This is a genomic window from Sphingosinithalassobacter sp. CS137, assembly GCF_014334115.1.
Lineage (GTDB): Bacteria > Pseudomonadota > Alphaproteobacteria > Sphingomonadales > Sphingomonadaceae > Sphingomonas.
Genome location: NZ_CP060494.1, coordinates 616,654 through 629,616, shown reverse-complemented (window position 1 = coordinate 629,616; position 12,963 = coordinate 616,654). Strand labels below are relative to the sequence as shown.

Here is a 12,963-nt window from a genome sequence, read left to right as displayed (position 1 = left end):
TCACGCCGTGACTCTGCGGGCGAGTGGCTCGCTGAGATCGTCGCCAGCGAGGAAATGCCCGAATTCTGCAAGAAAATCTGCCCCTTCAGCGGTGCGCGCGACGAAGATGTTGCGCTTGTCGGTGTCGTCGCGCTGGCGGCGGAGATAGCCGAGCGTGCCCAGCCGATTCAAGGCACGCGTCACCACTGGCTTGGATACGTTGAGCGCGCGGGCCAATCCGCGCACCGTATGCGGGCCCGGCTCGAGATAAACGAGCATCAGCAGCGCCATCTGACGGTTGGTGAGATCGGGTTCGCCCGAACGCACATAGTCGACCAGCGTGTTCTTCCACGACGACAGCGACTGGTCCGACATAGCGTTCACAGCATTTACTCAACCCGTTACGAACCCGGTCCGCTCCGGGTCTTCGGGGCTTCAAACGCCCCGGGTCCCGTGTGGTTTCCGTGGCTTGCGTAAATGTTACGCTTAGGATCGTTCCGCGGCAGTTGATCGGGCGCCGCGGCTCGCCTATGTCGCGCCTTTCCTCGATAGGGCCTTCGCTTCCGCCATGCTGTTTACCTTCCTGCTCGTCGTCCATGCGATCATCGCGGCCCTGCTGGTGACCGTGATCCTGATGCAACGCTCGGAAGGCGGCGGCCTCACCACCGGCGGCAGCCCGTCGGGCTTGATGTCGGCGCGCGGCGCGGCGGATTTCCTGACGCGCTCGACGGCGGTGCTCGCCACGGTGTTCGTGGCGATGAGCATCCTGCTCGCGGTGTTGGCGGCGACGCGCGGCGCGACCACGATCGACACCAGCCTGGCGCGGCAGCCCGCGGCGCCTCCGCCGCAAACCGCGCCGCTGACCGGCGAGGAAACCGCTCCCTTCGTGCTGCCGGGCAATGGCACCGCGCCCGCCGAGGGCGGATCGGCCGACGAAGCGGACGTGCCGATCGTCCAATAACGGTGTCGGCGCCTTCGGGCGCTTGACCATCTTTTTTCTGCGCGAGCGGAGTCGTCCGCTTGCCGTGTCCCGAATTCTGGCGTTAGGCCTCTTCTCCCATGGCGCGGTATATTTTCATCACCGGCGGCGTGGTCTCGTCGCTCGGCAAGGGTCTCATGGCAGCGAGCCTCGCGGCGTTGCTCCAGGCGCGCGGCTATCGCGTGCGGATTCGCAAGTTCGATCCCTATCTGAACGTCGATCCCGGCACGATGTCGCCGTATCAGCACGGCGAAGTCTATGTGACCGACGACGGCGCGGAGACCGATCTGGACCTCGGCCATTACGAGCGGTTCACCGGTGTCGCCTCGCGCCAGTCGGACAACATCACCTCGGGCCGGATCTACAAGACTATCATCGAGCGCGAACGGCGGGGCGACTATCTGGGCGCCACCGTCCAGGTGATTCCGCATGTCACCGACGCGATCAAGGCGTTCGCCACGGCGGAGACCGAGGATCTCGACTTCGTGTTGTGCGAGATCGGCGGCACGGTCGGCGACATCGAATCGCTGCCGTTCATCGAGGCGATCCGCCAGCTGCGCAACGAACTGGGCCGTGGCCAGTCGATCAGCGTCCACGTCACGCTGGTGCCGTACATCTCGGCAGCGGGCGAGCTGAAGACCAAGCCGACCCAGCACAGCGTGCGCGAGCTGGCGTCGCTCGGCGTCCAGCCCGACGTGCTCGTCTGCCGCTCCGAACATCGCCTGCCCGAAAGCGAGCGTGCCAAGATCGCACTGTTCTGCAACGTGCCCAAGGAAGCGGTGATCCCGGCGCTCGACGCCAGCAGCATTTACGCCGTGCCGCTGCAATATCATGCCGAGGGGCTCGACGGCGAAGTGCTGCGCGCGTTCGGGATCGAGCCGGGCGAGCCGCCGCGCCTAGACCGCTGGAGCGAAATCGTCGAGCGTCTCGACAATCCCGAGGGCGAAGTCACCATCGGCGTAGTCGGCAAATATGTCGGCCTGCCCGATGCCTATAAGTCGCTGCACGAGGCGCTCGTCCACGGCGGCATCGCCAATCGCGTGAAAGTGCACGTCCGCTGGCTCGACGCCGAGCTGTTCGAGAAGAGCGAGCACGAGATCGCCGCCCAGCTCGAGCCGATGCACGGCATCCTGGTGCCCGGCGGGTTCGGCGAGCGCGGCAGCGAGGGCAAGATCGCCAGCGTGCGCTTTGCCCGCGAGCGCGGCGTGCCTTTCTTCGGCATCTGCCTCGGCATGCAGATGGCCTGCATCGAGGCAGCGCGCGACAAGGGGCTTTCCGCTGCCTCGACTACCGAATTCGGTCACACCGACGAGCCGATCGTCGGTCTGATCACCGAATGGATGAGCGCCGACGGCCTTCAGAAGCGCGAAGAGGGCGGGGATCTCGGCGGGACGATGCGGCTCGGCGCCTATCCGGCGAAACTTGCCGGCAACAGCGTCGTCGCGTCGATCTATGGCCAGGATTCGATCAGCGAGCGCCATCGGCACCGCTACGAAGTGAACACCCATTATCGGCAGGTGCTGGAGGAGGATGGGCTCGTATTTTCGGGGCTCTCGCCCGACGGCACGCTGCCCGAGATCGTCGAGCGGCCCGACCATCCCTGGTTCGTCGGCGTTCAGTTCCACCCCGAGCTGAAATCGAAGCCCTTCGATCCGCACCCGCTGTTCGCGAGCTTCATCGAGGCAGCCGTGCGGCAGGGGAGGCTCGTCTAGCCGCGCCTCGCCTAGGCGCGGGAGGCGCGCCAGGCTGGTGCCGGTAGCGACCCGTTCCCCTGATTCAAACAAAAGACGCCCCGACCTCGCGGCCGGGGCGTCCCTGCTGCGACGCCCAAAGGGAGAAAGACGTCGCGAGCCGTGGTGTGGCGTTACGCCGCGTTGGCGGCGCGATGTTCGATCGCGGACTGCGGCTCGCCCGCATTCACCGCGATTTTCTTCGGCTTCATCGTCTCGGGCACTTCGCGCACCAGATCGATGGTGAGCAGACCATCGTTGAGGTTCGCGGTTTCCACGCGGACGAAGTCGGCCAGTTCGAACCTGCGCTCGAAGCTGCGGTTGGCGATGCCGAGGTGGAGATAGGCGCTCTCGCGGCCATCGCTCTCCGCTTCGGCCTTCCGGCCGGTAACGGTCAGCAGGTTCTGCTGCGCGGTCACGTCGATCTCATCGCTCTTGAAGCCGGCGACGGCGAGCGTGATGCGATAGCGGTCCTCGGCGAGGCGCTCGAGATTGAACGGCGGATAATTGTCCGTCGCCATCTGGCGCGCGCTGGATTCCAGCATATCGAACAGCCGGTCGAAGCCGACGGTCGAGCGGCGGAAAGGGGTAAGGTCGATCTGACGCATCTTCAAATCCTCCAATGAGCAAAATGAACGTCGAGAGCCGGCATCCAGTCGTCTGCAATGCCGGGGTCTGCGCGGCCCGCGAGGGCGCCGCACGAGGCTGATTTCGGAGTGGAGTGTGCCCAGTTCAAGGGGCATGTGCACAAATGTGCAGGGAAAACGCGCACGGCTTTTCCGCAATGCGAAACGCCCGGACCGTTTCCGGCCCGGGCGCCTGCGTGACGAATGCTCGTCAGCCCCCTTTGTCAGGCTTCGCCCGCACGCTTGCTTCTCTCGACAAGCGGGGCGTGATGCCTCCCCGAACCACGGCCTTTGCCTGCGCTTCGTATGCTTTTGGTACGTGCCCTATCGTGCTTTGTCACCGGCTATGCGGCCGCATCCAACAGTTTGACTTCACCCTGTGTTCATTCGGCAACAGCATAGAGGTTTGCCACCGGGGCCGTGCTTGCCCTAGAGCAGCGCGGTCGTTTCACGCGCAATCGAGGGTTTTCCCGCCACATGCTGCTTTCGCGCTACGAGCGCATGATCGCCCGCCGCTATCTGCTCCCAGGCCGCGGCGAGGCGTTCATCTTCCTCGTCGCTTCCATCAGTCTCGTCGCCGTCATGCTGGGCGTGGCGGCGCTCGTGGTCGTGATGAGCGTGATGAACGGCTTTCGTGCCGAGCTGTTCGACAAGATCACCGGGCTCAACGGCCATGCCGTGATCCAGGGCTATGGCGGGCAGTTGCGCGACTGGCGGGACATCGTCCGCGAAGCGCAGGAGACGCCCGGCGTCACTTCGGCCACGCCGCTGATCGAGCAGCCGCTGTTCGCCAGCTTCAACGGCCGTGTCGAATTCGCGCTCGTGCGCGGCATGCGGATCGAGGACATCCGCACCAACGAGACGCTGAAGGGCAGGGAAGTGCTCGGGTCGCTCGAGGCACTCGAATCGGGCGGCGAACAGATCGCAATCGGCTCGCGTCTTGCCGAATCACTGGGCGCCACGCTCGGCAGCGAAATCTCGATCATCAATCCTGCGGGCGCGACCACGCCGTTCGGCACTATGTTCCGCATCGTGAAATATCGCGTCGCCGCGATCTTCGAAGTCGGCGTCTACGACTATGACAAGGCGTTCGTCATCATGCCGATGCAGGATGCGCAGACATTGCTGCTGCTCGGCGACGCCGTCGGCATGGTCGAGCTCGAGACCGTCGATGCCGACCGCGTCGACACGATCCTCGCGCCGCTTGCCGAACAGGTCGGCGCGCGCGGGCAGATCGTCGACTGGCGCCAGATGAACGCCCAGCTGTTCGAGGCGCTGGCGGTCGACCGGATCGTCACCTTCACCGTGCTGTCGATCATCATCCTGGTGGCGGTCTTCAATATCCTGTCGTCGCTCATCATGCTGGTGCGTGCCAAGACTCGGGACATCGCCATTCTGCGGACCATGGGCGCGAACCGATCGAGCCTGTTGCGCATCTTCGTGACGGTGGGCACCACGATCGGCGTGCTCGGGATCGGTGCTGGGCTCGCGCTCGGCTTCCTGTTCATCACCTTCCGCCAGAGCGTCGTCGCTTTCATCGGTCTGGTGACCGGTCAGAACGTCTGGGATCCCTCGATGCGTTTCCTTACCGAACTGCCCGCCAAGACCGATCCGGTCGAAGTGATCGGCATCGCCGTGATGGCGCTGATCTTCAGCTTTCTCGCCACCCTCTATCCCGCCTACAAGGCGGCGAGCACCGATCCGGTGCAGGTGCTGCGCTATGAGTGAGCCGGTTCTCGCCACGCGCGGCCTCAAGCGCAGCTTCACTCAGGCGCATGCGCGGATCGATGTGCTGCGGGGTGTCGATCTCGACGTCGCGCCGGGAGAGATCGTCGCGCTGCTCGGCCCGTCCGGCTCGGGCAAATCGACTCTGCTCCAGGCAGTCGGGTTGCTCGAAGGCGGTTTCGAAGGCTCGATCCGGATTGCAGGCCGCGAAGTGTCGCAGCTCGAAAGCGCGCAGCGCACCGAGGTTCGCCGCGATCAGCTCGGCTTCGTCTATCAGTTCCACCATCTGCTTCCCGACTTCAATGCGGTCGAGAATGTCGTGCTGCCGCAGCTCATTCAGGGCGCCACGCGTGCTGATGCGGAAGCCCGTGCCGAGCGGCTGCTCGGTGCGCTGGGCCTGGCGGAGCGGCTCACCCATCGGCCCAACCAGCTTTCGGGCGGCGAGCAGCAGCGTGTCGCCGTGGCGCGCGCGCTCGCCAACCGCCCTGCGCTGGTGCTGGCGGACGAGCCCACCGGCAATCTCGACGAAGCGACCGCGGACGTCGTGCTCGCCGAGTTCCTGCGGCTGGTGCGTGGGGAAGGCTCCGCGGCGCTGATCGCGACTCACAATGAGCGATTGGCGCAGCGCGTGGACCGGGTGGTCCGACTGCACGAGGGGCATCTGGAGTGATCGAGACGGTGGAGGCGGCCGATCGGTAGCGCTTCCTCCCGATGCTGCGACCGCCTTGGACGGTCGAGGCGAGTCGCTGACCGGCCGTGCACCTAGGGACATGCCGGATGGCCGGCCCCGCCCCGCGATGATCTAGTGCGCGCGATCCGCGGAGGATCGCGCCACAGCGGCTCGTGCTGTTGCCGGCGCGCCAACAGGGGGCGTCGATGGCGGTAACGGATCTCACTGTGACGGGAGCGGACGGCTCTCCTGCGAGCCTGAGCGGTTTTGCCGGCCAGGTGCTGCTGATCGTGAACACGGCGTCGAAATGCGGCTTCACGCCGCAATATGCCGCGCTCGAGGAGCTGCACCGGCGGTATCAGGACCGCGGCTTCGCGGTGCTCGCCTTCCCGTGCAACCAGTTCGGCGGGCAGGAGCCCGGTTCGTCCGAGGATATTCTGAGCTTCTGCGTCGGCACCTATGGCATCAGTTTCCCGATCTTCGGCAAGACCGCGGTCAACGGGCGGCACCAGTCGCCGCTTTTCCGCGCCCTGAAGGAACAGGCGCCGGGGATGTTGGGATCGCGCGCGGTCAAATGGAACTTCACCAAGTTCCTCGTCGATCGCAGCGGCCGGGCGGTGATGCGGTTCGCCCCTGCCACCCCGCCCCTTCGCATTGCGCCGGACATCGAAGCGCTCCTCTAGCGGCGCTCGGCTCCGCTCGCGCGCTTCGCGCCCGGCAGCAGGATCACATAGTCGTCGCTCGGTTCGACGCGACCGTCGTCGCCGCATTCGGCGTTGCGCAGCAGCTTGCCGAGTTGCGCCAGCGTGCCGAGCATGTGAACCGCGCCCATCAGCGGCCTCCCGCGCGGATCGCGGCGGGATTTTGGCGGGGGATTGCGCGGCTCGCGCCGCGGCGGCGGAGGGGCGGGACGCCGCATCCGCGCAGCGACCGAGGCGGCGTCGCTCGCCCGGCCGAACTCCTTCCACACCACGCGAAACCCGCGCGGCACTTCGGTCCAGTCACCATCTGCGCGGATCAGATCGCAGCCGCATTGATGGCAGCTGCTGAAGTCCAGACCCTGGTTGTGGTGGTGAAGCGATTCGGCCGTATGGCCGACGATGCTGCACAGGCCGCCCATGTCACTGCTCTCCCGGAGTCGAATTGGTGTCGCGGCCGCGGGCGTCGAGGCTCCACGCAGCCAGATCGCGGAAATGATCGTCGTCGCTCGCCGCCGCGAGGTCGGGATTCCAGATTTCGAAGCTCTCTCCCGCGCCGACGAACAGTGCCAGCGCGTCGATCCGGCCCAGGTGGCGCATCGCTGGCGGAATGCACATGCGGCTCGCGGTGCGCGGCATCGGCTCGATCGCTCCGAACGTACGCCGCACGCGCCGGTGATGGCCGCGCGGGTCGCGTCCCGCGCGTTCTTCCGCGCGGCGCCGCCGCTCGGTCTGGCGCCGCAGCGTCTGCAGATGATCGCGGGGATAGGCGACCAGGCACTGGTCCGCTTCGTGTCGGGACACCAGGATCTCGGTCCCGGGTGCGGCCGCTCCCAGCGCCTCGGCGAGGAACTCGGGGACGGGCAGGGTGCCGTCCGCATCCACCTCGCAAAGTGCGCTGCCATGAAACAGGGTCGTCATCGACGCTACTCTTTCTTGATCTGAGCAAATTTCCGGCGAGTCCGCCCTCGAACTCACAGCCGATATTCTTCGCGGAGGAAGTAACCGACCCCCCGCGTCCGCCAATCTTATCGTCCTAAGGTGATCCTGCGATTAACCATTTCTGCGCCGCGATTCGGCGTTGCATTAGCTAGCTTCGCCGGCGCCCCATTAACCATTCCGAGGACTCCCCTATGAGGGAAACGCGCTAAGGGTTTGCACGTGTACGCGCACCTGCTTCGCTCTTTCTACAATGCGCTAATTATCCGTGGACAACTCGGTGCGCCGGCTTGGCAAGCGGCCGCTCCGGCGCCATGACCGGGGGCATGCACTCGGGCTTCGTTCCGCTACGCGTCTTCTCCTCCTTCACGATGCTGGAAGGCGCCATCGAGCCGAAGGCGATCGCCGCGCGCGCGCGCGAACTCGGCTTCCCGGCGGTGGCAGTCGCGGATCGCAACGGCCTCTATGCCGCGATGCCCTTCTCGGATGCCTGCGCCAAGGCCGGCGTGCAGCCGATCGTCGGCACGCTGCTCGCTGTGGCTAGGCCCGATCCGGCCGACGGCGCCGCGCCAGCGATCGACTGGCTCGCGCTCTATGCGCAGGACGCGACCGGCTATGAGAATCTTTGTGCACTCGTTTCGATGGCGCATCTCGACCGGCCGATCGAATGGGACGCGCATATCCCGTTCGACGCGCTTCAGGGCCGCTGCGACGGCCTGATCGCGCTCACTGCCGGCGGCGAGGGAGCGCTCGCGCGCCTGTATGCCGAGGGGCAGGACACCGCGGCGGGCAGATACGCCGATGCGCTCCAGGCGCTGTTCGGCGACCGGCTCTATCTCGAGATTTCGCGCCGCTTCGACGAGACCGAAACCCTGGCCGAGCCGAAACTGCTCGATCTCGCCTATGATCGCGGCCTGCCGCTGGTCGCGACCAATCCGTGCTGCTTTTCCGAGGAGGATTTTCACGAGGCGCACGACGCGATGCTGTGCATTGCGGGGTCGAGCTATGTCGCGAGCGACGATCGCCGGCGCAGCTCGCCCCATGCTTGGATGAAGCCGGCCGGCGAGATGGAAACCCTGTTCGCCGACTTGCCGGAGGCGCTCGCGAACACGCTGGTCGTCGCCCAGCGCACCGCCTTTGCCGCGCCCAAGCGCAAGCCGATCCTGCCCAGCCTCGCCGGCGACCGCGAAGGTGAGGCGGCGATGCTGCGCGAGCAGGCGCGCGCCGGCCTCCTGCGCAGGCTCGCCAAGATCGTCGCGCTCGAATCGGGTGCGGCAGCGGTCGAAACCACGGCCGATCCGGGGGAGGGAGCGCCAGCGGCGCCTGCCGCCCCGGACTGCTCCGAAGACGCGCTCCGCCAGCGCTTTCCCGATTATTTCGCGCGGCTCGAATATGAGCTCGACGTGATCGTCGGCATGGGCTTTCCGGGCTATTTCCTGATCGTCGCCGATTTCATCAAATGGGCGAAGGACAACGACATTCCGGTCGGGCCGGGCCGCGGTTCGGGCGCGGGCTCGGCGGTCGCCTGGGCGCTCACCATCACCGATCTCGATCCGATCAAGCTCGGCCTGCTGTTCGAACGCTTTCTCAATCCCGAACGCGTGTCGATGCCGGACTTCGACATTGATTTCTGTGAAACGCGGCGCGGCGAAGTGATCCGCTACGTCCAGCAGAAATACGGCCGCGATACCGTGGCGCAGATCATCACCTTCGGTACGATGAAGGCACGCGCCGTGCTGAAGGACACCGGCCGCGTGCTCCAGATGAGCTATGGCCATGTCGACCGGCTGGCCAAGCTCGTCCCCAATCATCCCACCGATCCCTGGACGCTCGACCGTGCCTATAACGGCGTCAGCGAGCTGCATTCGGAAATCGAGGGCGATCCGCAGGTGCGCCACCTGTGGGATCTCGCCTCACGGCTGGAAGGGCTGCCGCGGCACAGCTCGACCCATGCCGCGGGCGTGGTGATCGGCGACCGACCGCTCGCCGAGCTGGTGCCGCTCTATCGCGATCCGCGTTCCGACATGCCCGTCACTCAGTTCGACATGAAATATGTCGAGGCGGCGGGTCTGGTGAAGTTCGACTTTCTCGGCCTCAAGACGCTTTCGGTGCTCGACAAGGCGGTGGCGCTGCTCGGGAAGCGCGGCATCGCCGTCGATCTCGCGGCGCTCGGCTGGGAGGACGCGGGCGTTTACGAACTGCTCCAGCGCGGCGACACGGTGGGCGTGTTCCAGCTCGAATCGGAAGGGATGCGGCGCACTCTGTCCGCCGTGCGCCCGACCAATTTCGGCGACATCATCGCGCTCGTCTCGCTCTACCGCCCGGGCCCGATGGACAACATCCCGCTGTTCGGCGCGCGCAAGAACGGCCGCGAGTCGATCGAATATCCGCACCCGCTGCTCGAGGACATTCTGAACGAGACCTACGGGATCTTCGTCTATCAGGAGCAGGTGATGCAGGCCGCGCAGGTGCTGGCGGGCTATACGCTCGGTGGTGCGGACATGCTGCGCCGCGCGATGGGCAAGAAGATTCCCGCGGAGATGGAAAAGCAGCGCGCGATCTTCGTCACCGGGTGCGCCGAGCACAATCAGATCGGCGAGGCCAAGGCCAACGAGCTGTTCGATTTGATCGCCAAGTTCGCCGGCTATGGCTTCAACAAGTCGCACGCCGCGGCCTATGCGCTGCTCGCCTATCAGACTGCGTGGCTCAAGGCGCATCACCCGCACGAATTCTTCGCCGCATCGATGTGCTTCGATCTCGATCAGACCGACAAGCTCGCGATCTTCGCCGACGACATGAAGCGCCTCGGCGTCACTTGCCTGCCGCCCGATCTCAACGAAAGCGAAGCGGAATTCTCGGTGGAGGAGGCGCAGGACGGCCTCGCGGTCCGCTATGGTCTCGCCGCCCTCAAGGGGCTCGGCGAGCGCGCCATGGAGCTGCTGGTCGCCGAGCGTGCCGAGGGCGGTCGGTTCCAGTCGCTCGACGATCTCGCCACGCGGGTCGATCCGCGGCTGCTCAACAAGCGGCAGCTCGAAACGCTGGCGGGCGCGGGCGCATTCGATTCGATCGAGCCCGATCGTGCCGGCGTCCACGCCGCCGCGGAAACGATCCTGGCGGTGGCGCAGCGCACCCATGAAAGCCGCACGAGCGGGCAGGGGGGCCTGTTCGGCGATGCCGAGCCGGGTGGCTCGCGCATCCAGCTTCCGACGAGCGCGCACTGGTCGCTCACTCAGCGGATCTCCGCGGAAAAGGACGCGTTCGGCTTCTATTTCTCGGCGCATCCGCTCGACCGCTATGCGCATCTCGCGCGCGTCCATGGCGCTCGGACGCTCGCCAGCCTGGCCGATGTGCCGGTGCCCGAAGGTGCGCGTGTCGGCGCGATGGTGGCGGCGCTGGTCGAGGACGCGCGCTGGCGCACCTCCGCGCGCGGCAACCGCTATCTGATGGCAGGCATTTCGGACGCTACCGGTCAGCTCGTCGCGACCTGCTTCGACGAAGCGGCCTCGAACGATCTCGAAGAGGCTGCCCGCGAGGGCGGCTGTGCGGTGCTCACCGTCGAGCTCGACCGGCGGCCGGGCGAGGAGACGCCCCGCGTCACCGTGAAGCGCGTCCAGCCGTTCGAGGCACTGGCAAACAGCGCACGGCTGGTGCTCGATCTCGCGATCGACGATCCCCAGGTGCTGCCGTTGCTTGCCTGTATCGTCGGGGAGCAGCGCGGCGGCCGCGGCGAAGTCCATGTCCGCGCACCGCTGGAGCCCGAAGGCGAAGCCGAACTGGTGCTCGGCCGCGACTTTCGCCTCGACGGAGAGCTCGCCGCGCGGATCGAGCGCCTCGACGGGATCCGTTGGGCCGCGCTCAAGTCTGCCGAGACACGGCTCGCTTCGGTCGCCTGACGCCCGCTCTCCGAGCACGGCCCGGCCGCGATTCAGTCCCTTCGACAGCACGGCCACTCGACTCGGCTCGCTGCCTCACGCTAGGCTTGCGCAAACGAAAAGCCGGAGAGAGTGATGCTGGGTGCCATGCAGGACTTCGAGCTGCGCGTGATGCGATTGCTCGATCACGCCGAACGCGAGCATTGGTCGCGGGAGATCGTCAGCCGCTGGGCCGACGGCAGCGAGACACGGACGACCTGGGCGGGTATCGCCCGCGATTCGAAGAAGCTGGCCCAGGCGCTCGAGCGGATGGGCGTGAAGCCCGGCGATCGCGTCGCCACGCTCGGCATGAACCACCATCGCCATCTCGTCGCCTGGTACGGCGCGATCGGCATGGGCGGGATCATCCACACGATCAATCCGCGCCTGTTCCACGATCAGCTCGAATATATCGCCAACCACGCCGAGGATAAGGTTCTTCTCTACGATCGTGCGTTCGCGCCGCTGGTCGAGAAGCTGAAGCCGCAGTGGAAGACGATCGAGCATTATATCGTTTTCGATGGCGACGGCGCCGACAGTTTCGAGGCGGTGATCGCGCAGGAGGACGGCAATTACAGCTGGGTGGAGGGCGACGAGAAGGAGCCCTGCATGCTCTGCTACACCAGCGGCACGACGGGCAATCCGAAGGGCGTGATCTATACCCACCGCTCCAGCGTGATTCATGCCATCGCCGAGCTTCAGCCCGACGTGTTCGATCTGTCGCAGCGTGCGGTCTGCATGCCGATCGTGCCGATGTTCCATGCCGTCGGCTGGGGGCTGCCGTTCGCCGCGCCTGCGGTGGGCACCAAGCTGGTGATGTCGGCGGTCAACGAGCCGGCGGTGCTGTGCGAACTGATGAACCGCGAGAAAGTGACCCACACGGCCGGCGTGCCCACCGTGTGGTTCGCGATGTTCCAATATATGGACGCGACCGGCAACGCGCCCGAGCATCTCAAGATCGTCACGATCGGCGGCTCGGCCGCGCCGCGCGCGATGATCGAGCGGATCATGAAGATGGGCGCGCGAGTGAACCATGCCTGGGGGATGACCGAAACCTCGCCGATCGGCACCATGGGGGCCCCCTCGCCGGATTGGGACGAGCTGAGCTTCGAGCAGCAGGTCGAGCAAGTGACGAAGCAGGGCAAGGTGCCGTTCGGCGTCGAACTGCGCATCGTCGACGATGAAGGCGTCCGCCAGCCGCGCGACGGCAAGAGTTCGGGCCGGCTCCAGGTGCGCGGGCCCTGGATCATCAAGCGCTATTTCAAGGCCGAGGAGGACGCGCTCACCGACGACGGCTGGTTCGATACCGGCGACGTCGCGGTGCTGCATCCCGACGGCACGATGCAGATCACCGACCGGTCGAAGGATGTCATCAAGTCGGGCGGCGAATGGATCAGCTCCGTCGAGCTGGAAAATGCCGCCGTCGGCTGCGACGGAGTTGCCGAAGCTGCCGCGATCGGCGTTCCGCACCCCAAATGGGACGAGCGCCCGCTGCTGCTGGTGGTGCGCAAAGAGGGCAGCGACGTGACACCGGACGAGATACTTGCCTATCTCGAGCAGCATGTCGCCAAATGGTGGCTGCCCGACGCGATCGAGTTCGTCGACGAGCTGCCGCACACCGCGACCGGCAAGCTGCTCAAGACCGCGATCCGGGAACGCTATCGCGACTATCGGCTCGAAACCGCCGCCTGATCGCGGTGCCCGCC

11 protein-coding genes are annotated in these 12,963 nt (G+C 66.1%); 7 read left to right on the top strand and 4 right to left on the bottom strand.

Annotation, left to right across the window (positions count from 1 at the left end):
• Positions 1-354, bottom strand: a complete 354-nt coding sequence (locus tag H7V21_RS02985) for a MarR family transcriptional regulator (protein WP_188056320.1) — start codon at positions 352-354, stop codon at positions 1-3.
• 196 nt (positions 355-550) lie between these two features.
• Between H7V21_RS02985 and secG the strand changes: the two genes are divergently transcribed.
• Both secG and H7V21_RS02975 read left to right on the top strand, forming a co-directional pair.
• Positions 551-940 (top strand): preprotein translocase subunit SecG, encoded by a 390-nt coding sequence (secG, locus tag H7V21_RS02980; RefSeq protein WP_188056319.1) that lies wholly within the window; start codon positions 551-553, stop codon positions 938-940.
• Positions 941-1,038: 98 nt separating this feature from the next.
• Positions 1,039-2,670, top strand: coding sequence for a CTP synthase (locus H7V21_RS02975; RefSeq protein ID WP_188055145.1), 1,632 nt, complete (start codon positions 1,039-1,041; stop codon positions 2,668-2,670).
• Positions 2,671-2,822: 152 nt separating this feature from the next.
• On the opposite strand, the gene H7V21_RS02970 is transcribed toward H7V21_RS02975, so the two are convergent.
• Positions 2,823-3,296 (bottom strand): Hsp20 family protein, encoded by a 474-nt coding sequence (locus H7V21_RS02970; RefSeq protein ID WP_188055144.1) that lies wholly within the window; start codon positions 3,294-3,296, stop codon positions 2,823-2,825.
• 495 nt (positions 3,297-3,791) lie between these two features.
• On the opposite strand from H7V21_RS02970, the gene H7V21_RS02965 reads away from it, so the two are divergent.
• The 3 genes from H7V21_RS02965 (at position 3,792) to H7V21_RS02955 (ending at position 6,392) form a co-directional block, all read left to right on the top strand.
• Positions 3,792-5,042 (top strand): lipoprotein-releasing ABC transporter permease subunit, encoded by a 1,251-nt coding sequence (locus tag H7V21_RS02965; protein ID WP_188055143.1) that lies wholly within the window; start codon positions 3,792-3,794, stop codon positions 5,040-5,042.
• Positions 5,035-5,709 carry an ABC transporter ATP-binding protein gene (locus tag H7V21_RS02960; protein WP_188055142.1) on the top strand — a complete coding sequence of 225 codons (675 nt, stop codon included), beginning with the start codon at positions 5,035-5,037 and terminating at the stop codon, positions 5,707-5,709. Before H7V21_RS02965 ends, H7V21_RS02960 begins: the two co-directional genes overlap by 8 nt.
• Before the next feature lie 206 nt (positions 5,710-5,915).
• Positions 5,916-6,392, top strand: a complete 477-nt coding sequence (locus H7V21_RS02955) for a glutathione peroxidase (RefSeq protein ID WP_188055141.1) — start codon at positions 5,916-5,918, stop codon at positions 6,390-6,392.
• Here the strand turns inward: H7V21_RS02955 and H7V21_RS02950 are convergent.
• Together H7V21_RS02950 and H7V21_RS02945 are read right to left on the bottom strand one after the other, a co-directional pair.
• On the bottom strand, positions 6,389-6,829 hold the full coding sequence (locus tag H7V21_RS02950) for a hypothetical protein (protein ID WP_188055140.1): 441 nt from the start codon (positions 6,827-6,829) through the stop codon (positions 6,389-6,391). The two genes, H7V21_RS02955 and H7V21_RS02950, sit on opposite strands and share 4 nt — an antisense overlap.
• Before the next feature lies 1 nt (position 6,830).
• Positions 6,831-7,328: a hypothetical protein gene (locus H7V21_RS02945; RefSeq protein ID WP_188055139.1), complete on the bottom strand. Its 498-nt coding sequence runs from the start codon at positions 7,326-7,328 to the stop codon at positions 6,831-6,833.
• Between the two features lie 332 nt (positions 7,329-7,660).
• Between H7V21_RS02945 and dnaE the strand changes: the two genes are divergently transcribed.
• Positions 7,661-11,239: a DNA polymerase III subunit alpha gene (gene dnaE, locus H7V21_RS02940; RefSeq protein ID WP_262503980.1), complete on the top strand. Its 3,579-nt coding sequence runs from the start codon at positions 7,661-7,663 to the stop codon at positions 11,237-11,239.
• A gap of 114 nt (positions 11,240-11,353) precedes the next feature.
• Positions 11,354-12,949 carry a long-chain fatty acid--CoA ligase gene (locus tag H7V21_RS02935; protein WP_188055138.1) on the top strand — a complete coding sequence of 532 codons (1,596 nt, stop codon included), beginning with the start codon at positions 11,354-11,356 and terminating at the stop codon, positions 12,947-12,949.
• Positions 12,950-12,963 lie beyond the last annotated feature (14 nt).